This is a genomic window from Streptomyces sp. NPDC045026 (genome assembly GCF_056432625.1).
Genome location: NZ_JBWKIS010000006.1, coordinates 64,215 through 84,823, shown reverse-complemented (window position 1 = coordinate 84,823; position 20,609 = coordinate 64,215). Strand labels below are relative to the sequence as shown.

Genomic DNA, 20,609 nt, shown 5'->3' with positions numbered 1-20,609 from the left:
GGCACTCCACCCGTTCCGGTTACGCTTCGATCCTGTTTGCGGATCTGAGCCGCGCGAAGCTTCTGGCCAGCAGTCTTGACACATGCATCTGGGAAACGCCCAATTCCGCGCTGATCTGTGACTGCGTCAGATTGCTGTAATAGCGCAGCAGCAGGATCCGCTGCTCACGCTCGGGCAGCTGAACGAGCAGATGCCGTACGAGATCGCGGTGTTCGACCCCGTCGAGCTCCGGGTCCTCGTAGCCGAGCCGGTCGAGCAGGCCGGGCATCCCGTCGCCCTCCTGGGCCGCCTCCAGTGACGTCGCGTGGTACGAGCGCCCGGCCTCGATGCACGCCAGGACCTCGTCCTCGGCGATGCGCAGGCGCTCGGCGATCTCGGCGGTGGTGGGGGTGCGTCCGAACGCCGTGGTGAGGTCCTCGGTCGCGCCGGTCACCTGGACCCACAACTCGTGGAGCCGGCGCGGCACGTGGACCGTGCGCACGTTGTCGCGGAAGTAGCGCTTGATCTCGCCGACGACGGTCGGCATCGCGAACGTCGGGAACTGCACGCCCCGCTCGGGGTCGAAGCGGTCGATCGCGTTGATGAGCCCGATCGTGCCGACCTGGACGACGTCCTCCATCGGCTCGTTGCGGCTGCGGAAGCGGGCCGCCGCGTACCGCACGAGCGGGAGGTTGGCCTCGATGAGGGCGGCGCGCACCCTGGTGTGCTCGGAGGTCCCCGGCAGCAGGTCCTTGAGCTGGGCGAAGAGGACCTGGGTCAGCGCACGGGTGTCGGCGCCCCGGCTCTTCGCGGGCGGTGCTTGAGGCGCTGTACTGGCCGGCACGGTCAACGCCACCTCTGTCTCCGTCAGCTCGTCCGTCAACTCATCCGTCAAAAGCGGTCATAGCATCACAAGACATGTGCACTGTGTGCAAGCACCGCATAACTACGTGTTGAAGGGCAAGTTGGGGCATAAGACGCCGAAAGGCCCTTCACCGTTCCGGTGAAGGGCCGATTTACCGTTCGATCGGCTCAGAACTCGTAGTCCGCGATCACCCACGTGGCGAACTCGCGCCACTGCGCGACGCCCGCCTGGTGGGCCGGGTGCTCGATGTACCGCTTGAGCGCATCGGTGTCCTCGACCGCCGAGTTGATGGCGAAGTCGTACGCGATGGGGCGGTCGGTGATGTTCCAGTCGCACTCCCAGAACGTCAGCTCCGGGATCTGCTCACCGAGTGCGCGGAAGGCCTTGACGCCCTCGACGACGCGGGGCTCGTCGCGCTGGACGCCCTCGTTGAGCTTGAAGAGGACCAGATGGCGGATCACGGGCACTCCTTGCAGACGCTTACAGGTCGCTCAGCTTCCGCCGCCGTTGACGACCCAGGTCATGAAGTCGCCGATGCTCTGAGCAGCGGACGAGACGCCTTCGAAGCCTATCTGGACGTAGTCCGCGGCCTTGGCCGGGTCCGTGATGATCACGTAGAGGACGAACACGACGACGACGAAGAGACCTATTTTTTTCGTCTGCACCACGCTCTGGCCTCCCCTTGCCCGTGTCCCGTGTGATCCCTGTGCCGGGCGTGAGTGTATCCCGGACGTCTGTTCAGCTGGTTATCCGGTTTTCAAGGTCCAACGGCCCTGAGGCCGAGGCCCTTTGCCGGTCCGTGCGGCGTGCGGCCGGGAACAGGAAGGGTGGTGGGCCCGGCGGATCCGGCAGGAATCCGGCGGGCAGGGACAGGGCCCCGAGTGCGGGGTCGGGTCCGCGCCGCCGCTCTTCCCCCGCCCCAATCCTCCGATGTGCGGCGGGACATGCGCGCCCGGACATGCAGAACGCCCCTCTTCTCCGGTGACCCGGGGAAGAGGGGCGTTGTCAGCGGTAGCGGAGGGATTTGAACCCTCGGTGAGTTTCCCCACACTCGCTTTCGAGGCGAGCTCCTTCGGCCGCTCGGACACGCTACCGAGAGAGATCCTAGCCCAAGTTGGGCCGTGGTCCGAAATCCGTATCCGGGAGACCCGTCACAGGCCCGTCCGGAGGGCGCTGCGGCGTCCCGGCTAGCGGTCCCGGAAGAAGGACGTGAGCTGCTGCGCGCACTCGTCGGCGAGTACGCCCTCGATCACTTCGGGGCGGTGGTTGAGGCGCCGGTCGCGGACGACGTCCCACAGGGATCCGGCCGCCCCGGCCTTCTCGTCGCGCGCCCCGTAGACGACCCGGTCGACCCGGGACTGGACGAGGGCGCCCGCGCACATCGTGCACGGCTCCAGGGTCACGACGAGCGTGCACCCCGTGAGCCGCCACTCGCCCGCCCGTCTCCCACCGCCACTCGTGCGGGAGGCGCTGCGCGCCGCTGAATCCCTCAAAGCCGTGGCCGCTCGCCGGATCGCGAGGACCTCCGCGTGCGCGGTCGGGTCCCCGGTCGCCTCGCGCTCGTTGTGCCCCGAGGCGAGCACGGTCGTGCCGTCCGGGGCGAGCACGACGGCCCCGACGGGCACGTCACCGCCCTCGGCGGCGAGCCGCGCCTCCCGGACGGCGAGGCGCATGGCCTGCCGCCAGGGGTCGCGTACGGGGTCCGGTGCCTGGTCTGTGGTGCTCACGGGCGGAATGTAGCCGACCGCGACCGGCACCGGCATCGTCGTGGAGTAGTGGATGAATGGTGGACGGGCGGGACCTATCGGACCGTTTCGAGGACCTCCGCCGCTCCCAGGACCTCGGCGATCTCGCTGAGGGCGTCGTTGGGGTCGAGGGCGAGGAGCTCCTTCTCGGAGACTCCGAGGTCGGCGAGGATCAGCCGGTCCCCGATCGGGCCCGGGGGCACGGCCTCCGCGTCGGGATCCGCCGCGTCGTCGTCCCCCGCCTCGTCCTCGTCGGGCGGGTCGGGCTCGCCGTCCTCGGTCCCGTCGAGATCCAGGGCGTCCAGCTCGTCCTGGTCGGGATCCTTGCCGAGCAGTTCGTCGGTGAGCAGGATCTCGCCGTACGAACTCCGGGCGGCTGCGGCCGCGTCGGAGACGTAGATGCGAGGGTCCTCCTCACCGTCCACGCGGACGACGCCGAACCAGGCGTCCTCCTGTTCGATGAAAACGAGCACTGTGTCGTCCTCGGCACCGCCGGCCGAGGCTTCACGGGCCAGGTCGGTCAGGTCCGACAGGGCCTCCACGTCGTCGAGCTCTGTATCGCTCGCTTCCCACCCGTCTTCGGTGCGCGCGAGCAGTGCGGCGAAGTACACCGTGACTCTCCCACTGGTCTCAGGTGTGCCGGTTGGGGATCCCCCCGGCGGACTGGGGAGGCGGGGAGTGCAGTTCCGAGCCCCGCCCAATCGGAATCGTGGCAGAAACCATCGCTTCAGGAGAGGTCTTCCGCCCGCTGTGTTCGCGCGGCGTCACCAGCGGAACGTACGCATGCGCATCTGCTGCCGCATTCGTGCCGCCCTGGCACGGCGTGGCCGGACCCGGTCGCGCAGCTCGCGCGCCTCCGCGAGTTCCCCCAGGAACTGGGCTCGGCGCCGCCTGCGCTCGTCCTCGCCGTCCTCCGGCTCCGGGTCCTGTCCCCGGTCGTGCTGTCCCTGATCCGGCATAGGCACACCACCCCAGTCGGTCCTTTCCGCATTCCCTCCGATGGCGGGTTTGATGCCAGCACGAGGGCGGCCCGGACCCGGTTACTGTTGAGGACATGCGGATCCACGTCGTCGACCACCCGCTGGTGGCGCACAAACTCACCACGCTGCGCGACAAGCGCACCGACTCCCCGACCTTCCGGCGCCTCGCCGACGAGCTGGTCACTCTGCTCGCCTACGAGGCCACCAGGGATGTGCGCACCGAGCTGGTCGACATCGAGACCCCGGTCTCGGGCACGACCGGTGTGAAGCTCTCCTACCCGCGGCCCCTGGTCGTGCCGATCCTGCGGGCCGGTCTCGGCATGCTCGACGGCATGGTGCGGCTGCTGCCGACCGCCGAGGTGGGCTTCCTCGGCATGGTGCGCGACGAGGAGACGCTCCAGGCGTCGACGTACGCGACGCGCATGCCGGACGACCTGTCCGGGCGCCAGGTCTACGTCCTCGACCCGATGCTGGCCACCGGCGGCACGCTCGTCGCGGCGATCCAGGAGCTGATCAAGCGCGGCGCGGACGACGTGACGGCCGTGGTGCTGCTCGCCGCCCCCGAGGGCGTGGAGATCATGGAGCGCGACCTCGCCGGTACGCCGGTGACCGTCGTGACGGCCTCGGTCGACGAGCGGCTCAACGAGAACGGGTACATCGTCCCGGGCCTCGGCGACGCGGGCGACCGGATGTACGGGGCGGCCGAGTAGCCACCCCGTCCCCGTAACCCCGGCCCCGTACGGGACCCGTTCGGTTCAGCGGTTCAGTTCAGCAGTGCTTCTTCGACGTGGCGGACGTCGGCGAGGGCTTGGTCAGCGCGGCCAGGGCCTTGTCGGCGTCCGCCTTCGTCGTGAGCTGCTTGAACGCGGTACCGATGATCAGGTCGACCTCGGCCGGCTTCGCGCGGGTGTCGGTCTTCAGTTCGGCGCCGGCGAGCTGCGTGCCGAGGACCGGCAGCGCCGCGTCGGTGGCGGCCTTGGCACCGAGCAGCAGCCCGGGGCCCTTGACCTTCTTGTCGTACGCCTTCGTCGCGTTGCCCACGTCGCCGATGGCGAAGCCACGTTTCTTCAGCTCGTCCGCCGTCTGTTTGGCGAGGCCGCTGCGGGGCGTGGCGTTGAGGACGTTGACCGTGACCTGGCCGGGCTTCGGCAGGATCTTCGGGCTCGCGGAGGCGCCGGGGGACGCGGAGGTCTTCGTCCGGCAGTCGCCGGTGGCTCCCGCGGCCGAGGCCTTGTCGCCGCCGCCGGTGAAGACGTCGATCAGCTGCAGGGTGCCCCAGCCGATCAGGCCGACCGCCACGACGGAGGCGACGACGGCGAGCACGATCCTGCTGCGCCCGCGGCTCCGGCGCATACGCGGATATTTGTCTCCCGTGATGCGGTACTTGCCGCCCATGCCGGGGGGAGTGAGCATGCTCATGGGCGCAGCGTAGTGCGCCCCGGCGGTGATTCCTACTAAATGATCATTGGTCCGCGCCGGGGACTACCCGAAAGGGTCAACGCGGGCGCCGCGGCCCGCGGCTCAGCCCAGCTCGAGGACGCGGGCGTGCAGCACCTGGCGCTGCTGGAGCGCGGCGCGCACGGCGCGGTGCAGGCCGTCCTCCAGGTACAGGTCGCCCTGCCACTTCACGACGTGCGCGAAGAGGTCGCCGTAGAACGTCGAGTCCTCGGCGAGGAGCGTCTCGAGGTCGAGCTGGCCCTTGGTCGTCACGAGCTGATCGAGGCGGACCGGGCGCGGCGCGACGTCCGCCCACTGCCGGGTGCTTTCCCGGCCGTGGTCGGGGTACGGCCGGCCGTTTCCGATGCGCTTGAAGATCACACGGAAAGCCTACCGGGCCCTGCTCTCCGGGCGCAGCCATGGAGACGGAGTGCGAGGCTGGGAAATGACGTCCTAAATATGGGCAAACCGGGAACACTCAATCCGGGGACAGGGGCCAGAAATGAGTGACAGCGAGCCGATCCCGGCCGGGCCGGCGAATGCGAAGCCTTCATCAGGGGTAGACGCGGGCGTCGGGTTGACGCCCGGAGAGACCGCTCCCGAATCCGTCTCGACCGCCCCCGCACTCCCCGCCCCCGCCCTGGAGATCGCCGCCGGTTATGCCTTGGCCGGGCCCGCCCTCGACCTCGGCGCCCTCGTGTGGGACGGGCAGTGCCTGCCGGACGCGCAGATCCGGATTCCGCTGGGGATGCTCAACCGGCACGGCCTCGTCGCGGGCGCCACCGGCACCGGCAAGACCAAGACGCTCCAGCTCGTCGCCGAGCAGCTGGCCGCGCAGGGCGTCCCCGTCTTCCTCGCCGACATCAAGGGCGACGTCTCGGGCATCTCGGCCCCGGGCGTGCCGGGCGAGAGGGTGACGCAGCGGTCGGCGGAGGTCGGTCAGGAGTGGCGGGCGACCGGCTTTCCCTGCGAGTTCTACGCGCTCGGCGGCATCGGCCCCGGCATCCCCCTGCGGGCCACCATCACCAGCTTCGGCCCGGTCCTGCTCTCCAAGTGCCTCCAGCTCAACCAGACGCAGGAGCAGTCGCTCGGCCTGATCTTCCACTACGCGGACCAGAAGGGCCTCGAACTCGTCGACCTCAAGGATCTGCGCGCGGTCGTCACGTTCCTCACCTCCGACGAGGGCAAGCAGGAGCTGAAGACCATCGGCGGCCTCTCCACGACGACGGCGGGGGTGATCCTGCGCGCCCTGACCGCGTTCGAGCAGCAGGGCATGGGCGACTTCTTCGGCGAGCCCGAGTTCGACAGCAGCGAGCTGCTGCGCACGGCACCGGACGGGCGCGGCATGGTCTCCGTACTCGAACTGCCCGCCGTGCAGGACAAGCCGCACCTTTTCTCGACGTTCCTGATGTGGCTGCTCGCGGATCTCTTCCAGGACCTTCCCGAGGTCGGCGATGTGGAGAAGCCGAAGCTGGTCTTCTTCTTCGACGAGGCGCATCTGCTGTTCAGCGGCGCGTCCAAGGCGTTCCTGGAGGCGATCACGCAGACCGTGCGGCTGATCCGGTCCAAGGGCGTGGGCGTGTTCTTCGTGACGCAGACGCCGAAGGACGTGCCGTCCGACGTCCTCGCCCAGCTCGGCAACCGCGTGCAGCACGCGCTGCGCGCCTTCACGCCCGACGACCAGAAGGCGCTGAAGTCGACGGTCAAGACGTTCCCCCACTCCGCGTACGACCTGGAGGAGCTGCTGACCTCGCTCGGTACGGGCGAGGCCGTGGTCACCGTGCTGAGCGAGAAGGGCGCGCCGACGCCGGTCGCCGCGACCCGGCTGCGGGCGCCCGAGTCGCTGATGGGACCCATCGACGCGGCCGCGCTCGACAAGGCCGTGAAGGAGTCGGTCCTGTACGCGCGGTACGCCACCGCCGTCGACCGTGAGTCCGCGTACGAGAAGCTGACGGCCCAGGAGGCCGAGACGCAGGCGCGCAAGGACGCCGAGGCGCAGGCGGTACAGGCGGCGAAGGCCGAGAAGGCCGAGAAGGCCGCGGCGCGGGGTTCCGGTGGGCGCGGGAAGGTCAAGCAGGACGAGTCCGTCGTGGAACAGGTGGTGGGCAGCGGGATCTTCAAGTCGCTTGCCCGGTCGGTCGGTACGCAGCTGGGGCGGGAGATCTCGCGGTCGCTGTTCGGGACGCGGCGGAGGTAGACGCGGCGGAGGTAACGGTCTCGGTGGTGGTCCCGGTCCCGCGGGTGCGGGGCCGGGACCATCGTCGTGCGGGCGGTTCAGGCGCGGTCCCGCGGGTCCGTGTCCTGTGTCTTGTCGTCGGCCGGGGGCGTGGGCTTCGGGGTCTCGGGTGCGGGGCGTACGGGGCGTGCCGGGCGTCCGTCGCGGACCGCTTCGGCGCGCAGGAGGGCGCGCAGGACCGCGTAAGGGTCGATGGGCATGAGGGTGTCGTCCTTTGTCGTGCGTGGGGGGTGTGCCGGATCGGTCCGCCGGGAGGGCGGAACCGCGCCGTCAGCAGCGCAGGACGACGCAGCGCAGGACGTTCAGGGCATTGAGGGTGGCGCGCGGCGCACGGGGGCGCGCGGGAGGCGCGGAAGGGAGCGCGGGGGGCGCAGGGGTGGCGCGTTCGGCGGGGAGGCGAGTGGCGTGCCCCGTCGGCAGGCGCAGCGCGTTGTCGGGGGCGTCCTGGTGGAGCTCGCCGGGTTCGGTGGGGGAGGACGCGGCGTGCGCGGCCGCGGCGCACGGGACCGCGGACGCGAATGCCGTGCCGAGCAGGGTGAGGAGGACGAGCAACGTCCGGGCCCACGCGGGCCGGCGCGCGGTGCGGCGGCCCGCGCCCGCTGGGGAGGCGCGCGTGCTCATGGACGTAAATGTCCCCCGGTGGCGACCCGAAGACGATCGACACGGACGAGATCCGCCCTCATGGGCTACGGGGCGCGGCGTGTGCTGACGCGCGGCGGGACCTGCCTCGGGTCCTGCTTCGGGTCCTACTTCCCCGCGGCCTTGGCCGCCTTCGCCGCCGCCTTCATCTCCTGCTTGTGCGCCCGCACCTTCGTGAGCGACTCGGGTCCCGTGATGTCGGCGACCGACCGGAAGGACTTCGCCTCGCCGTACGCGCCCGCGGCCTCGCGCCAGCCCTTGGGGCGCACCCCGAGCTGCTTGCCGAGCAGGGCCAGGAAGATCTGGGCCTTCTGCGTGCCGAAGCCGGGCAGGTCGTTGAGGCGCTTGAGCAGTTCCTTGCCGTCCTTGACGCCTTCCCAGACGGCACTCGCGTCCCCGTCGTAGTGCTCGACGAGGTACTGGCACAACTGCTGGATCCGCTTGGCCATCGAGCCGGGGTAGCGGTGCACGGCCGGCTTGGCGGACAGCAGCTCGGCGAAGGCCTCGGGGTCGTACGCGGCGATCTCGTGCGCGTCGAGATCGTCGGCGTCCAGGCGCTGGGCGATCGTGTGCGGGCCGGCGAACGCCCACTCCATGGGGACCTGCTGGTCGAGCAGCATGCCGACGAGCGCGGCCAGCGGGCTGCGACCGAGGAGCGCGTCGGCGTCCGGCTCCTGAGCGAGGTGCAGGGTGACGTCCATGAGTCGATGATCGCGCGGCCTGGGCCGGGGCGCACCCCATTCTGGCTTAGGTTAGGCTGCCCTAATCTGTAAGGCGGGTGAAGGCGGGGCGGGGAAAGCGTGAGCGTCGAGGTCTACCGGGACGAGTGGGGCATACCCCACCTCCGTGCCGACAGCGCGCGGGAACTGGTCCACGCCCAGGGCTACAACGCCGCCACCGACCGGGCCTGGCAGATCGAGGTCGAGCGGCACCGCTCGCAGGGCACGTCCGCCGCCTTCCTCGGTGCGGAGTCGGCCGGCTGGGACCGGTTCGCCCGGCAGGCCCGTATCGACGACACGGCCCGGCGCTGCTACCGCGCGCTCGACGAGGAGACGCGGGGCTGGCTCGGCGCGTACGTGGCCGGGGTGGACGCCGGACTGCGTGAACTCGGCGACACCGCACCGGAGTTCGCCCGCGCCGGTCTCGAACCGGGCCGGTGGCAGCCCTGGACCCCCCTCGGCATCTGGCTGTCCACGCACATCCTGTTCGCCGGCTTCCCCGGCAAGCTCTGGCGCGACGAGGTCGTACGCCGCGTCGGGCCCACAGCCGTCGGCCTCTTCGCCATGGACGGCCCCGGCACCTCCGGCAGCAACGGCTGGCTCGTCACCGGCGACCGCACCGCCACCGGCGGCCCCCTCATCGCCGGCGACCCGCACCGCTACATCGAGGACCCGGGCGTCTACCAGCAGATACGGCTCGCCTGCCCGGAGTACGACGTCGTGGGCTTCGCCGTCCCCGGCGTGCCCGGCATCGGCCACTTCGGTCACACCGGCACCGTCGCCTGGGCGATCACCAACGCGATGGCGGACTATCAGGACCTGTACCGGGAGCGGCTGCGGCGGCTCCCGGACGGCGGCGTGGAGGCGCTCGGGCCCGACGGGTGGCGACCCGCGTTCCGCAGCGTGGAGACCTTCGAGGTGGCGGGCGCCCGGCCGCAGGAGGTCGAGGTCGTCGAGACCGAGCGCGGGACGGTCGTCATCGGCGGACCCGACGAGGGCGAGGGCATCGCGCTGCGCCAGCCACCGCGCGTACGCGAGGACCTGGGGTTCTCGGCGCTGCCCGCCCTGCTCCGCGCCCGCACCGTCGCCGATGTGGACCGGGCCTTCGACCGCTGGGCCGAGCCCGTCAACGTCGTCCAGGCCGCCGACACCGAGGGCGGTCTCCTGCACCGCGTCGCGGGCGCCGTGCCCGAGCGCGACCCGGAGAACCTGCTCCGCGTCGTCCCTGCCGACGAGCCCCGGCACGCCTGGCGCGGCCTGCGCGAACTGCCCCGCGAGCCCGTCGGCACCATCGCCGTCATGGCGAACCAGCGGGGCCTCGCCGCGCCCCTCGGCATCGAGTTCGCGCCGCCGCACCGGGCGGACCGCATAAGGGAGCTGCTCGACGCGGGGGAGAAGTGGACGGCCCCCGGCATGGCCGCCGTCCACACCGACACCCGCCTCGCCTCCGCCCGTCCCCTGCTCGACCTCGTGGCCCGCCTCGACGGCCTCGGCCCCGGAGCCGGCCTCGGCCCCGGAGCCGAGGCGCTGAGGAAGCGGCTGCTCGCCTGGGACCGGCACATGGACGCGGACAGCGCGGACGCTGCCGCGTACGCGCGGGTGCGAGCGGTGGTCGTACGGAAGCTGGCCGCGCACCCCGCGTTCGCACCGCTCACGGGGATGGGGGAGGCGTACCCGGAGATCTTCCGGCCGTGGCTGGCCCTCGCGCCGCGCATCGCGTACGCCCTGGAGGCGCTGCTGACGACCGGCCAATTCCCGGACGTGGACCGGGAGGAGGTCGTCCGCGAGGCGGTCGAGGAGGTCGCTGGGGCCACGGAGACGGGGGAGACCTGGGGCGACCGGCACCGGCTCGCCGCCTGGCGGGCACTCCCTGACGGAGATGACGGAGATGACGGAGATGGCAGAGATGACGGAGCTGACGGAGCTGAGGTCAGGCCGGGCCTGTCCGGCGACCACGACTGCGTCCTGTCCACCTCGAGCGTCCCCGGCGTCACCGACCTCAGCGCCCGCGGCCCGGCCGCCCGCTATGTGTGGGACGTCGCCGACCGTGCGAACAGCCTGTGGGTGGTTCCGCTCGGCGCCTCCGGAATCCCCGGCTCGCCGCACCGCCGCGACCAGCTCCCCCTGTGGCTGCGGGGCGAACTGGTCCCCGTAGTCACGGACTGGACCCGCCTCACCGGAGAAGACCACCCCCACCAGAAGGAGCCCCGCGTGTACGAGCAGACCGTCGAAGGGTTCGGCACCGTCCGCGTCAGCCCGGTCGACCCCGCCGCCGACCTCGACGTGATCCACGGCTGGGTGCGCGAGGAGCGCGCCCGGTTCTGGGGCATGGAGGGCGCGAGCCGCGAGCAGGTGCGGGAGACGTACGAGCACCTCGACTCGCTCACCACGCACCACGCCCACCTCGTCCGCCTCGACGGCGAGCCCGTCGCGCTCTTCCAGACGTACGAGCCCGAGGCCGACCGGGTCAGCGAGTGCTACGAGGTTGAGGACGGTGACATCGGCGTGCACTTCCTGATCGCCCCGGCCGCGGACGGCGCCGTGCGCGGCTTCACCGGAGCGCTCATGACCGTCCTCGTCTCGTACGCGCTCGAAGGGCACGGCAAGCGGCGGATCGTGGTCGAGCCCGACGCGCGCAACGCGAAGGCGGTCGCACTCCTTGAGCGAGCCGGCTTCGAACTCGGCCCCGAGATCGTGCTCCCGGAGATCGACCTGCCGGAGGTGTTCCTTCCGGAGAAGCGGGCCCGGATCGCGTTCCTCAAGCGCTGATCAAGCGCTGACAGCCCGCAGGCTCAGCCTCGTACGAGCATGATCACCGAGGCGGTGACGCCGACCACGACGATCACCGCGCGAAGGACCGCCGGGGGCAGCCTGCGGCCGAACTTCGCGCCGGTCAGGCCGCCCAGCGTGGAGCCGACGGCGATCACCGCGGCCGCCGCCCAGTCGACGTCGGCGACGGCGATGAAGATGACCGCCGCGACCCCGTTCACGATCGAGGCCAGGACGTTCTTCGCCGCGTTGAGGCGCTGGAGGTCGTCGTGGATGAAGCTGCCGAACATGCCCATGAGCAGCACGCCCTGCGCGGCGCCGAAGTAGCCGCCGTAGACGCCTGTCCCGAGCACCCCGAACCACATCGGCACGCCGCCGTCGGTGCGCGTCGCCGTGGCCTGGCGCTCCTTCGACCAGCGGCTGAGCCGGGGCTGGAGCACGACGAGGACGCAGGCGGCCAGGATGAGGGCGGGCACCACCGCCGTGAACGCGTCGGCGGGCAGCTTCAGCAGGAGCAGCGCGCCCGTGAGCCCGCCGATCAGCGAGGCCGTGCCGAACCGGAGGAGCCGCTTCTTCTGCCCCTTCAGCTCGCGCCGGTAGCCGTACGCGGCGCTGAGCACGCCCGGTACGAGGCCGATGTTGTTCGACACGTTGGCGAGCACCGGCGGATAGCCGAATGCGAGGAGCGTAGGGAAGGTGATGAGCGTTCCGGAGCCGACCACCGCGTTGATCGCGCCGGCGGCGACACCGGCCGCTCCGATGGCCACTGCTTCAAGTGCATCCACGCCCGAGATCGTTTCGGAGCCTGACATCCAAGTCAATCCTCGCCATTCCTTGGAGAGTTCCAAGGGCTGGCTTGGGGGTGGCGGGATGGCTACGTTGGCGCCGTGACCCTCGACGATCTCCGTGTCTACGTCGCCGTGTGCGCGGCGGGCAGCCTCAGCGCGGTCGCCCGCGACCTGTCCTGTACGCAGTCGGCGGTGAGCCAGCACATCCGGCGCCTCGAACGGGAGGTGGGCGTCAGTCTCCTCGAACGGCACGCGCGCGGTGTCCTGCCGACCCCCGCCGGGCGCATCCTGCGGACCGCCGCCGCCGAGGGCATCGGCGGTATCGACGTCGCGGTGCGCCGCCTGCGCGACCTGGCCCACGGCGAGAGCGGCGCGGTGCGCGTCACCACGGGCGCGACGACCGTGCGCCACTTCATGTCCGAGGCCATCGTTGGCTTCCGGCGCCGCCACCCCCGGGCGAGCCTGGAATTCCAGACGGTCAGCTCCAGCCACAGCGCCCACGAGGCGCTCGCCGCGCACGACCTCGACCTCGCGTGGGTCACCATCGGCGCGCCGGAACGCGGCGTCGAGCAGCGCCCCGTCGTCGAACTCCCGTGGGTCCTCGCGGTGCGCCCCGACGATCCGCTGGCCGGCCGGACCCGGATCGACCCCGACGACCTGGCCGCCGCCCACCTCATCAGGCCGCCCGAACAGTCCACGTCGCGCTCCCACCTCGACCGGCACTTCACCGGGCTCGGGATCGTCAGGCCGGCCGGGTCGGACGCGGGCGTCGCCGACTGGGCCACCGCCGTGCACCTCGCCGAACTGGGCCTGGGCCACGCGCTCGTCCCCGAACTGCCCGGCCGGCGCGACCCCGACCGCGTGGGTGGCCCGGTCCTCGTCCCCGTACCGGACCTGCCGCCGCTCGCGGTCGGCTGGGCGGTCCGGCGCTGGTCCACGCTGACCCCGCTGGCGAGAGCCTTCGCGGACCTGGTGGCGGAGCACTGCGGCAGGTAGGGGCTGCACACGGTCGTGGCGGGGTCCGGGACCGCGGAGACGTCTCGTGCCTGTGGCGGGGGCCGGGTCCCCGGGGGACGCTGGAAGCATGACCACGACGTACGACCTGAGCGCTCTCGCCGACAAGCACGTCGCCGCCGCCCGGACCTCCCCCCACGGCCGCAGCGCGCACCTCCTGCTCCGTGAGGAGACGCTCCGGCAGAGCGTGATCGCCCTGGCGGCGGGCGAGATCATGGAGGAGCACAACGCGCCGCCCGCCGCGACGCTCCAGGTGCTGCGCGGCGAGGTCGTGCTGACGGCGGCCTCGGGCGACGTGACGCTCACGGAGGGCCGGCTCCACGCGCTTCCGCAGGAGCGGCACGGACTGCGTGCGGTCACGGACGCGGCGGTGCTCCTGACGGCGGTCAACGACTGAGGGGCGCCCGCCGCTCCCGACGCTTCGGCCGGCGCCGAACCGTTGCGCGCCTAGCGTGCGGTGCATGACACACGGACAGTACGGCTGTCACCGGCCGGCCCGGTACGAGGACGTGCGGCAGGCCCTGGCGGACCCCCGCCCGGCCCCGGCGGCCGGCCCCCTCGAAGGGACCTCCCGATGAACCGGCCCGCCCGCGAAGCCTGCGAAGCCTTCAAGGCCCGGCACCACGACCCCGACAGCCCCCTCCTCCTCCCCAACGCCTGGGACCACGCCAGTGCCGCCGCGCTCGCCGGGCAGGGGTTCACCGCGATCGGTACGACGAGCCTCGGCGTGGCCGCCGCGGCCGGGCTGCCCGACGGCGCCGCGGCCACCCGCGAGGAGACCCTGCGCCTGGCCCGCGGCCTGGGCGGGGGAGCGTTCCTGCTGTCCGTGGACGCGGAGGGCGGGTTCAGCGACGACCCGGCCGCGGTCGCCGGCCTCGCCCGTGAGCTGGCGCGGGCGGGCGCCGTGGGAATCAACCTGGAGGACGGCAGGGCCGACGGCACCCTCACCCCGGCCCCCGTCCACGCGGCGAAGATCGCCGCGGTCAAGGCCGCCGTACCGGACCTGTTCGTCAACGCCCGCACGGACACGTACTGGCTCCCGGACCCGCGGACCGCGCCGGAGCCGGAGACCCGGCACCGGCTCGACGCCTACCGGCGGGCGGGCGCCGACGGCGTCTTCGTACCGGGCCTGAGCGACCCGGCCGCGATCCGGGAACTCGTGGCACACCTGCGCCCGTCCGGCATCCCCCTGAACATCCTCTACTCCCCCACGGGCCCCACCGTCCCCGAGCTCGGCGCCCTGGGCGTCCGCCGCGTCAGCCTCGGCTCGCTCCTGTTCCGCGCGGCACTCGGCGCCGCGGTCACGGCCGCGCTCGACGTACGGGCGGGCCGGGACGCGAGCCCCGCGGCGGCGCCGACGTACGGCGAGGTCCAGGAGCTGAGCGGCGGTGGGCAGGCCACGGAAATATGATGAAGCGGGGGATTTCCGTACCCGGAGCGGTCCATGACGCGTCCCAGCCAGCACGAGAGCGCCGACGACCTGCTGACCAGGCTCGGCCTCCTTGCCGCACAGGCACGCGCCGGGGCGGAACTCCAGCACGCCCGGGTCGAACTGGCGGAAGCCCTCCAGCACGAAATGCTCCCCGTCTCGCTGCCCGCCCTGCCGGGACTGCGGACCGCCGCCTGCTACTCGCCGGCCCGCCACGGCCTGGAAATCGGCGGGGACTGGTACGACGGGTTCGCCACCCCTGACGGCGCCCTCGGGTTCTCCATCGGGGACGTCCAGGGCCACGACGTCGAGGCCGCCGCCTTCATGGGGCAGATCCGCATCGCCCTGCGCGCCGTGGCCGCCTTCGCCCCGGACCCGGGCGAGGCGCTCGCCCAGGCCAACGACCTGCTGCTGTCGATGCGCCACGAACTCTTCGCCACCTGCAGCTTCATCCGCTTCGACCCGACGACCTGGGTCCTTGAGTCCGCCCGCGCCGGCCACGTCCCCGCCATCTGGGCCACGGTCGACGGCCGGTACGGCGTCTCGGCGGACGAGGGCGGACTGCCGCTCGGCATGCTGCCCGGGTCCAAGTACCCGGTCACCCGGCGCCACCTCTCGACGGCGGGGGCGTACGTCCTGGTCACCGACGGCGTGGTCGAAGGGCCCAAGTTCCCGATCGAGGCGGGCCTGGAGCGCGTGGCCCGGGTCGTCGCGGCCAAGGCGGGCGCCGACGCCGCGGAACTCGCCGCTGCGGTGATGGAGGTCGCCGACTGCACCGGCCACCAGGACGACTCCGCGGTACTCGTCCTGTGCCACGACCCGCCACCCGTCCTGCCCGGGTGACAGCGGTCCCCCGGCAGCGCGTGTCACGCTCCGCAGCGGGACGGGAGTGATTATGTGATCCAGTGGTGCGCACCGAGGAACTCCGACGCCTCTCCGAGGCCCTGCTGAGAATCCTCGCCGTCGCCGCCGCCTACTACGCGACCGGACGGCTCGGCCTGTGGCAGCGGATCGCCCTCGAAGGCGCGGTCGTCACCCCGCTCTGGCTCCCGACGGGCGTCGCCGTCACCTGCCTGCTCTGGATGGGCCTGCGCGTCTGGCCGGGCATCGCGCTCGGCGCGTTCTTACTCATCGAATCGATCAACCCCTTCCAGCTGTCCGACCTCGCGATCGTCGCCGGGAACACCCTCGCCCCGATGTGCGCCTACGTGCTGCTGCGCAAGGCGGGCTTCCGCGTCGAGCTGGACAGGCTGCGGGACGGCGTCGCCCTGGTCTTCCTGGGCGGACTGCTGCCGATACTGCTCAGCGCCACCGTCGGCGCGGGCGTGCTGGCGCTCACCGGCCGTCTCGCCTGGAACGTGTTCGGGCCGGTGTGGGCGGCGTGGTGGGCCGGTGACGCGATGGGCGTACTCGTCGGCACCCCGCTGCTGATCGCGCTGAGCAGGGCCAAGCCCCCCTGGAACACCCACCGGTGGCCGGAGGCGGTGGCTCTGCTGGTCACCGCGGCCCTCATCACACCCGTGGCCACGAGAAGCCCGCTCGCCCTGCTCTTCCTCGTCTTCCCGCTGCTCACCTGGGCGGCGCTGCGCTTCCAGCTCGCGGGGGCGGCGCCGTGCGTGCTGTTCGTGTCCGTACTGGGGATCTCGGCGGCCACCGACCACGCCGGCCCGTTCGCCCACCACACCCTCTTCGAGGTCATGGTCAACCTCCAGGCCCTCAACGGCTCCGCGGCGCTCACCGCGCTGCTGCTCGCGGCGATCGTCACCGAACAGCAGAGCGTCCGCCAGAAGATCGAACAGGCGGTCAGCGACCTGACGGAAGTGGTGGAACACCTGGCGCCGCGGCAGGAGCATTGACGTGACGTACGTCGTACGTCCCTGTCAGCTGTGGTCGGCCGGGGCGGACGGGTCTGCGGGGACGGGCCGGTGGTGCTTGCGGCTCCGTCTGCCGACACCCGGCATGGCATCGCTGAAGTGGTGCGAAGCGATGCGTGCGTCGTGCCGGGCGTTGATCCGGTGGATCAGGCGCATGCCCAGGAGGGTCACGAGGACGATGGCGCCGATGAGGATGATCGCCTCCATGGCCGTCACCTCCCGCTTTCCGCTGCTTTAACCGTACCCCCGGGGCCGCGCCCGGGAGCGGTCGCGGCCTTCCGTGACGAGCGTGGGCGTGGCCCCCGGGGGTACCGTGAAGCTACGACGGCATCGCGCCGGTCATCGCCCGCGCCGACATCGGTACGGTGGCTCGTGGGCGTCGGCCGTACGACCGAGGCGGGCGAACCACCATGGCTGAATCCGACACCCCCCACCAGCCTTCGACGCTTGTGCCGGACGCGCCCCCTCGGGAGGCGGAACCCGCGGCGGCCCTGCCGCGCCTGGAGACCACCCAGTCCCGCGAAGGTCTCCTGGACGGCGCGTGGTGGCCCCGCTCCCATGACATCACGGCCGAACTGCCCGTGCTGATCACGGAGTTGACCTCCCGCATCGGCCCCATCGCCCGCGTCGGACTCGACTCCGCCGCCTGGGAAGAACTCCCGACCCGCCTGATCATCGACGACCGTGTCGTGCATCTCGACGCCCACGAGATCGGCGACGGCACCGCCCTCGTCACCCGCGGAGACGGGGACTACTTCGTCCTCCTGGTCGTGCCTCCCGAGTTGGAGCCCGAAGCGGCCCGCACGGCGATGGCCCGCGCCGTCTGCGGCGACAACATGACCGAGGCCGCACAACTCCGCGTCGCCGAACCCGAAGAACCCTGAGCCGGGAACGAAGAACCCCGAGCCGGGGAAACGTCGTACGCGCTCCGGTCAGGGGCGGCGCCCCGCTAGGACGCAGAACTCGTTCCCCTCCGGGTCGGCAAGCAGGACCCAGCTCACATCGCCCTGGCCGACGTCGACGTGCCGAGCACCCAGGTCGAGCAGGCGGCGGACCTCTTCGTCCTGCTCCCTGTCGGTCGGGTTGACGTCGATGTGGAGCCTGTTCTTGACGACCTTGCCCTCGGGCACGCGCGCGAAGGTCAACGCCGGTGGCACCGGGCCGGGGCGGTTCTTGCCTTCGGGCACCTCGGGGGAGCCGATGATGACAACTCCGTCCTCTTCGTCCTGCACCTCGTAGCCAAGGACCGCGCACCAGAACCGGGCGAGCCCGTCGGGATCGGCACAGTCGATCGCGAGCTCGGTGAACTTACTGGCCATGTCAGGACCTCCACTGCCGAATCACGGAACGCCGAAGGGAACGCCGAAGGGCCCCACCGCAAGCGGTGGGGCCCTTCAACGTATTGCCCGGTGAGAGCAATGGCGGAGGATACGAGATTCGAACTCGTGAGGGGTTGCCCCCAACACGCTTTCCAAGCGTGCGCCCTAGGCCACTAGGCGAATCCTCCGCCGCAAACAATACAAGACGTTGGGGGGTGCTCGCGAACATGATCCGGGGCGAACCCGGGGGCGGTGATCGGGCCGGGGACCGGGCTCGTGATTCCGGCCGGGCATCAGCTACTGTGGAGCCCAGCCCCTCACGTGGCGCTATCTGACTGAACTCCCCCAGGGCCGGAAGGCAGCAAGGGTAGGTCGGCTCTGGCGGGTGCGTGGGGGGCGTCTTGCGTTCCGGGGCGGTTCGCCCCCGGCGGCCGTGGTCGTCAGGAGCGGCCCTGGTTGTCAGCGGCGGCCGTGGTTGTCAGTGGGCGCCTATAACCTCGTATACGTGTCGTCTCTCGCGCTCTACCGCCGCTATCGCCCGGAGTCGTTCGCCGAGGTCATCGGGCAGGAACATGTGACCGACCCGCTGCAGCAGGCGCTGCGGAACAACCGGGTCAATCACGCGTACCTGTTCAGTGGCCCGCGCGGCTGCGGCAAGACGACGAGCGCGCGCATCCTCGCGCGGTGTCTGAACTGCGAGCAGGGACCCACGCCGACGCCGTGCGGCGAGTGCCAGTCCTGCCGTGACCTGGCGAGGAACGGGCCGGGTTCGATCGACGTCATCGAGATCGACGCCGCTTCCCATGGTGGTGTCGACGACGCCCGTGACCTGCGCGAGAAGGCGTTCTTCGGGCCCGCGAGCAGCCGGTACAAGATCTACATCATCGACGAGGCCCACATGGTCACGCCGGCGGGGTTCAACGCGCTCCTGAAGGTCGTCGAGGAGCCGCCGGAGCATCTCAAGTTCATTTTCGCCACGACGGAGCCCGAGAAGGTCATCGGGACCATCCGGTCGCGTACGCACCACTACCCCTTCCGGCTCGTGCCGCCCGGGACGCTCAGGGACTACCTCGGAGAGGTCTGCGGCAAGGAGGACATCCCCGTCGCGGAGGGCGTGCTGCCGCTGGTCGTGCGGGCCGGCGCCGGTTCCGTGCGTGACTCCATGTCCGTCATGGACCAGCTGCTCGCCGCCGCGGCCGAGGACGGTGTGACGTATGCCATGGCGACGTCGCTCCTCGGGTACACGGACGCGTCGCTGCTCGACTCCGTCGTGGAGGCCTTCGCCTCGGGAGACGGCGCGGCCGCCTTCGAGGTCGTCGACCGCATCATCGAGGGGGGCAACGACCCGCGCCGGTTCGTCGCCGACCTCCTGGAGCGGCTGCGGGACCTGGTGATCCTGGCCGCCGTCCCGGACGCGGCCGAGAAGGGCCTCATCGACGCTCCTGTGGACGTCGTGGAGCGGATGCAGGCCCAGGCCGGAGTCTTCGGCGGCGCCGAGCTCAGTCGCGCCGCCGACCTGGTCAACGAGGGGCTCACGGAGATGCGGGGCGCCACCTCGCCCCGGCTCCAGCTCGAGCTGATCTGCGCGCGCGTGCTGCTTCCCGCCGCGTACGACGACGCCCGCTCCGTGATGGCCAGGCTCGACCGCCTGGAGCGCGGCGGCCACTTCGTACCCGCGGGACAGGGCTCCGGCCCCGCCATGGGGTACGTTCCCGCGCCCGACGCCCACGCCGGTGCGGCCGCCGTCGCGCAGGTTCCTCCGGGGGGCGGCCCGGCCGTTGCCCGTTCGGCGGTGCGGGGGTCCGGCCCCGGCGGCGAGAGCGCGCCTGCTCCTGCACCCACTCCTGCTCCTGCTCCCACTCCTGCTCCCACTCCCACTCCTGCCCCGGCGCCCGCGCCTGCCCAGGCCCCCGCTGCTCAGGCCGCCCCCGTGGCTCCGGCCGAACCCGCACCCGCGGCGCCGCCCGCCGGGGCCGCACCCGGCGCGTGGCCCACCGCCGCCCCCGCCGGTGGCGGCAGGCGCCCCGGCGGCTGGCCCACGGCCGCGCCCACCGGCGGAGGCACCGGTGGGGGCCAGCCCTCCGCCGCGGCGCCCACGCCGCCCCCCGCCCAGCCTCAGCCACAGACCCCCTCTCAGCCCCCCGCCGCGGCACCGCCCGCCGCCGGTGGGCTCGACCCGCGCAGTCTGTGGCCGAACATCCTCGAAGTGGTCAAGAACAAGCGCCGCTTCACCTGGATCCTGCTCAGCCAGAACGCGCAGGTGACCGGCTTCGACGGCACGACCCTCCAGCTCGGCTTCCTGAACGCCGGAGCGCGGGACAACTTCGCGAGCAGCGGCAGCGAAGAGGTCCTGCGGACGGCGCTGGCCGAGCAGTTCGGCGTCCACTGGAAGGTCGAGGCAGTCGTCGACCCTTCGGGCGGCGGTGGTGGCCAGACTCCGCCCCCCGCTGCGGGCGGCGGCTACCCGGGCCAGGGCGGTGGCTACGCGGGTCAGGGCGGCGGTGGTGCCCCCGCGGCACCCGCTCCGCCGCGCCCGCCGGCCCCGCAGACACAGGCCCCGGCCGCGCCGCGCCCCCCGGACCGGTCCGCTCCGCAGGCATCCGCCCCCGCCCCCGCGCCGAGACCGGCGGCCCCTGAGCCGCCCCCGGTCTCCATCGAGGACGACATCCCGGCCGACGACGACGCCGACCTCGACGAGTCGGGGGTCCTCTCCGGCCACGACCTGATCGTCCGCGAGCTCGGGGCGACGGTCGTCGAGGAATTCACGAACGAGTAGGCGGCCTCGCAGCGGGGACCGGACAGCGGGGACCGGACAG

Annotated in this window: 24 protein-coding genes, 2 tRNA genes and 1 other RNA gene; 11 read left to right on the top strand and 16 right to left on the bottom strand. The window is 71.9% G+C overall.

From position 1 onward, the window contains the following. Nucleotides 1-19: 19 nt before the first annotated feature. The 7 genes from AC07EJ_RS15575 to AC07EJ_RS15545 form a co-directional block, all read right to left on the bottom strand. Nucleotides 20-835, bottom strand: coding sequence for an RNA polymerase sigma factor SigF (locus AC07EJ_RS15575; RefSeq protein WP_376255172.1), 816 nt, complete (start codon nucleotides 833-835; stop codon nucleotides 20-22). Between the two features lie 176 nt (nucleotides 836-1,011). Then, complete coding sequence (locus AC07EJ_RS15570; RefSeq protein ID WP_100599123.1) at nucleotides 1,012-1,305, bottom strand: Dabb family protein; 294 nt, start codon at nucleotides 1,303-1,305, stop codon at nucleotides 1,012-1,014. 30 nt (nucleotides 1,306-1,335) lie between these two features. Further along, complete coding sequence (locus AC07EJ_RS15565) at nucleotides 1,336-1,512, bottom strand: hypothetical protein (protein WP_389481050.1); 177 nt, start codon at nucleotides 1,510-1,512, stop codon at nucleotides 1,336-1,338. Between the two features lie 341 nt (nucleotides 1,513-1,853). Then, nucleotides 1,854-1,938 (bottom strand) — tRNA-Ser (locus AC07EJ_RS15560). 93 nt (nucleotides 1,939-2,031) lie between these two features. Further along, nucleotides 2,032-2,517, bottom strand: a complete 486-nt coding sequence (locus AC07EJ_RS15555) for a nucleoside deaminase (RefSeq protein ID WP_478884453.1) — start codon at nucleotides 2,515-2,517, stop codon at nucleotides 2,032-2,034. A gap of 128 nt (nucleotides 2,518-2,645) precedes the next feature. Then, the gene (locus AC07EJ_RS15550) at nucleotides 2,646-3,200 is read right to left on the bottom strand and encodes a tRNA adenosine deaminase-associated protein (RefSeq protein WP_389481052.1); all 555 of its coding nucleotides are present in this window, start codon (nucleotides 3,198-3,200) and stop codon (nucleotides 2,646-2,648) included. Nucleotides 3,201-3,353: 153 nt separating this feature from the next. Further along, nucleotides 3,354-3,548, bottom strand: coding sequence for a hypothetical protein (locus AC07EJ_RS15545; RefSeq protein ID WP_389481055.1), 195 nt, complete (start codon nucleotides 3,546-3,548; stop codon nucleotides 3,354-3,356). Nucleotides 3,549-3,643: 95 nt separating this feature from the next. Here AC07EJ_RS15545 and upp point away from each other — a divergent pair, with 95 nt between their 5' ends. After that, on the top strand, nucleotides 3,644-4,279 hold the full coding sequence (gene upp / locus AC07EJ_RS15540; RefSeq protein WP_389481057.1) for a uracil phosphoribosyltransferase: 636 nt from the start codon (nucleotides 3,644-3,646) through the stop codon (nucleotides 4,277-4,279). A gap of 58 nt (nucleotides 4,280-4,337) precedes the next feature. On the opposite strand, the gene AC07EJ_RS15535 is transcribed toward upp, so the two are convergent. Next, nucleotides 4,338-4,988, bottom strand: coding sequence for a LytR C-terminal domain-containing protein (locus AC07EJ_RS15535; RefSeq protein ID WP_389481059.1), 651 nt, complete (start codon nucleotides 4,986-4,988; stop codon nucleotides 4,338-4,340). Nucleotides 4,989-5,090: 102 nt separating this feature from the next. After that, on the bottom strand, nucleotides 5,091-5,387 hold the full coding sequence (locus tag AC07EJ_RS15530; protein WP_003955420.1) for a type II toxin-antitoxin system VapB family antitoxin: 297 nt from the start codon (nucleotides 5,385-5,387) through the stop codon (nucleotides 5,091-5,093). A 121-nt stretch (nucleotides 5,388-5,508) separates the two neighbouring features. On the opposite strand from AC07EJ_RS15530, the gene AC07EJ_RS15525 reads away from it, so the two are divergent. After that, a complete protein-coding gene (locus AC07EJ_RS15525; protein WP_389481061.1) occupies nucleotides 5,509-7,203 on the top strand; it encodes a helicase HerA-like domain-containing protein in 1,695 nt (564 codons plus the stop codon). A 77-nt stretch (nucleotides 7,204-7,280) separates the two neighbouring features. On the opposite strand, the gene AC07EJ_RS15520 is transcribed toward AC07EJ_RS15525, so the two are convergent. From AC07EJ_RS15520 to AC07EJ_RS15510, 3 genes are all read right to left on the bottom strand, one after another. After that, complete coding sequence (locus tag AC07EJ_RS15520; protein ID WP_393584246.1) at nucleotides 7,281-7,442, bottom strand: hypothetical protein; 162 nt, start codon at nucleotides 7,440-7,442, stop codon at nucleotides 7,281-7,283. Nucleotides 7,443-7,512: 70 nt separating this feature from the next. After that, on the bottom strand, nucleotides 7,513-7,863 hold the full coding sequence (locus tag AC07EJ_RS15515; RefSeq protein WP_393584247.1) for a hypothetical protein: 351 nt from the start codon (nucleotides 7,861-7,863) through the stop codon (nucleotides 7,513-7,515). 125 nt (nucleotides 7,864-7,988) lie between these two features. Next, nucleotides 7,989-8,582 carry an HhH-GPD-type base excision DNA repair protein gene (locus AC07EJ_RS15510; RefSeq protein ID WP_389481067.1) on the bottom strand — a complete coding sequence of 198 codons (594 nt, stop codon included), beginning with the start codon at nucleotides 8,580-8,582 and terminating at the stop codon, nucleotides 7,989-7,991. 99 nt (nucleotides 8,583-8,681) lie between these two features. On the opposite strand from AC07EJ_RS15510, the gene AC07EJ_RS15505 reads away from it, so the two are divergent. Then, nucleotides 8,682-11,369, top strand: coding sequence for a GNAT family N-acetyltransferase (locus AC07EJ_RS15505; protein WP_478884383.1), 2,688 nt, complete (start codon nucleotides 8,682-8,684; stop codon nucleotides 11,367-11,369). A 23-nt stretch (nucleotides 11,370-11,392) separates the two neighbouring features. On the opposite strand, the gene AC07EJ_RS15500 is transcribed toward AC07EJ_RS15505, so the two are convergent. Beyond that, nucleotides 11,393-12,154: a sulfite exporter TauE/SafE family protein gene (locus AC07EJ_RS15500; RefSeq protein ID WP_389481192.1), complete on the bottom strand. Its 762-nt coding sequence runs from the start codon at nucleotides 12,152-12,154 to the stop codon at nucleotides 11,393-11,395. A gap of 102 nt (nucleotides 12,155-12,256) precedes the next feature. Here AC07EJ_RS15500 and AC07EJ_RS15495 point away from each other — a divergent pair, with 102 nt between their 5' ends. The 5 genes from AC07EJ_RS15495 (at nucleotide 12,257) to AC07EJ_RS15475 (ending at nucleotide 16,456) form a co-directional block, all read left to right on the top strand. Then, nucleotides 12,257-13,153, top strand: coding sequence for a LysR family transcriptional regulator (locus AC07EJ_RS15495; protein WP_389481070.1), 897 nt, complete (start codon nucleotides 12,257-12,259; stop codon nucleotides 13,151-13,153). Between the two features lie 88 nt (nucleotides 13,154-13,241). Further along, entirely contained in the window at nucleotides 13,242-13,568 is a 327-nt protein-coding gene (locus tag AC07EJ_RS15490; protein WP_389481072.1) for a cupin domain-containing protein, read from the top strand. A 177-nt stretch (nucleotides 13,569-13,745) separates the two neighbouring features. After that, entirely contained in the window at nucleotides 13,746-14,582 is an 837-nt protein-coding gene (locus AC07EJ_RS15485; protein WP_389481073.1) for an isocitrate lyase/PEP mutase family protein, read from the top strand. Between the two features lie 33 nt (nucleotides 14,583-14,615). Beyond that, on the top strand, nucleotides 14,616-15,443 hold the full coding sequence (locus AC07EJ_RS15480; protein ID WP_389481074.1) for a PP2C family protein-serine/threonine phosphatase: 828 nt from the start codon (nucleotides 14,616-14,618) through the stop codon (nucleotides 15,441-15,443). Between the two features lie 62 nt (nucleotides 15,444-15,505). Next, nucleotides 15,506-16,456 (top strand): MASE1 domain-containing protein, encoded by a 951-nt coding sequence (locus tag AC07EJ_RS15475; protein WP_389481075.1) that lies wholly within the window; start codon nucleotides 15,506-15,508, stop codon nucleotides 16,454-16,456. A 24-nt stretch (nucleotides 16,457-16,480) separates the two neighbouring features. Here AC07EJ_RS15475 and AC07EJ_RS15470 read toward each other — a convergent pair whose 3' ends face one another. Continuing rightward, nucleotides 16,481-16,681, bottom strand: coding sequence for a hypothetical protein (locus AC07EJ_RS15470; protein ID WP_389481076.1), 201 nt, complete (start codon nucleotides 16,679-16,681; stop codon nucleotides 16,481-16,483). A gap of 203 nt (nucleotides 16,682-16,884) precedes the next feature. Here AC07EJ_RS15470 and AC07EJ_RS15465 point away from each other — a divergent pair, with 203 nt between their 5' ends. Continuing rightward, nucleotides 16,885-17,358 carry a DUF5994 family protein gene (locus AC07EJ_RS15465; protein WP_389481077.1) on the top strand — a complete coding sequence of 158 codons (474 nt, stop codon included), beginning with the start codon at nucleotides 16,885-16,887 and terminating at the stop codon, nucleotides 17,356-17,358. Between the two features lie 48 nt (nucleotides 17,359-17,406). On the opposite strand, the gene AC07EJ_RS15460 is transcribed toward AC07EJ_RS15465, so the two are convergent. Both AC07EJ_RS15460 and AC07EJ_RS15455 read right to left on the bottom strand, forming a co-directional pair. Continuing rightward, nucleotides 17,407-17,793 carry a VOC family protein gene (locus tag AC07EJ_RS15460; RefSeq protein WP_389481079.1) on the bottom strand — a complete coding sequence of 129 codons (387 nt, stop codon included), beginning with the start codon at nucleotides 17,791-17,793 and terminating at the stop codon, nucleotides 17,407-17,409. Nucleotides 17,794-17,893: 100 nt separating this feature from the next. Next, nucleotides 17,894-17,981 (bottom strand) — tRNA-Ser (locus AC07EJ_RS15455). Nucleotides 17,982-18,102: 121 nt separating this feature from the next. On the opposite strand from AC07EJ_RS15455, the gene ffs reads away from it, so the two are divergent. Continuing rightward, nucleotides 18,103-18,197: signal recognition particle sRNA small type (gene ffs, locus AC07EJ_RS15450), an RNA gene on the top strand. A gap of 101 nt (nucleotides 18,198-18,298) precedes the next feature. Then, nucleotides 18,299-20,569, top strand: coding sequence for a DNA polymerase III subunit gamma and tau (locus AC07EJ_RS15445; RefSeq protein ID WP_478884382.1), 2,271 nt, complete (start codon nucleotides 18,299-18,301; stop codon nucleotides 20,567-20,569). Nucleotides 20,570-20,609: the final 40 nt, after the last annotated feature.

Bases quoted from the DNA above. Each gene is read 5' to 3' on its own strand.
- AC07EJ_RS15555 (WP_478884453.1), bottom strand. From the start codon at position 2,517: ATGCGCCTCGCCGTCCGGGAGGCGCGGCTCGCCGCCGAGGGCGGTGAC.
- AC07EJ_RS15545 (WP_389481055.1), bottom strand. From the start codon at position 3,548: ATGCCGGATCAGGGACAGCACGACCGGGGACAGGACCCGGAGCCGGAG.
- AC07EJ_RS15535 (WP_389481059.1), bottom strand. From the start codon at position 4,988: ATGAGCATGCTCACTCCCCCCGGCATGGGCGGCAAGTACCGCATCACG.
- AC07EJ_RS15490 (WP_389481072.1), top strand. From the start codon at position 13,242: ATGACCACGACGTACGACCTGAGCGCTCTCGCCGACAAGCACGTCGCC.
- AC07EJ_RS15525 (WP_389481061.1), top strand. From the start codon at position 5,509: ATGAGTGACAGCGAGCCGATCCCGGCCGGGCCGGCGAATGCGAAGCCT.
- AC07EJ_RS15515 (WP_393584247.1), bottom strand. From the start codon at position 7,863: ATGAGCACGCGCGCCTCCCCAGCGGGCGCGGGCCGCCGCACCGCGCGC.
- AC07EJ_RS15485 (WP_389481073.1), top strand. From the start codon at position 13,746: ATGAACCGGCCCGCCCGCGAAGCCTGCGAAGCCTTCAAGGCCCGGCAC.
- upp (WP_389481057.1), top strand. From the start codon at position 3,644: ATGCGGATCCACGTCGTCGACCACCCGCTGGTGGCGCACAAACTCACC.
- AC07EJ_RS15520 (WP_393584246.1), bottom strand. From the start codon at position 7,442: ATGCCCATCGACCCTTACGCGGTCCTGCGCGCCCTCCTGCGCGCCGAA.
- AC07EJ_RS15465 (WP_389481077.1), top strand. From the start codon at position 16,885: ATGGCTGAATCCGACACCCCCCACCAGCCTTCGACGCTTGTGCCGGAC.
- AC07EJ_RS15510 (WP_389481067.1), bottom strand. From the start codon at position 8,582: ATGGACGTCACCCTGCACCTCGCTCAGGAGCCGGACGCCGACGCGCTC.
- AC07EJ_RS15470 (WP_389481076.1), bottom strand. From the start codon at position 16,681: ATGGAGGCGATCATCCTCATCGGCGCCATCGTCCTCGTGACCCTCCTG.
- AC07EJ_RS15460 (WP_389481079.1), bottom strand. From the start codon at position 17,793: ATGGCCAGTAAGTTCACCGAGCTCGCGATCGACTGTGCCGATCCCGAC.
- AC07EJ_RS15480 (WP_389481074.1), top strand. From the start codon at position 14,616: ATGACGCGTCCCAGCCAGCACGAGAGCGCCGACGACCTGCTGACCAGG.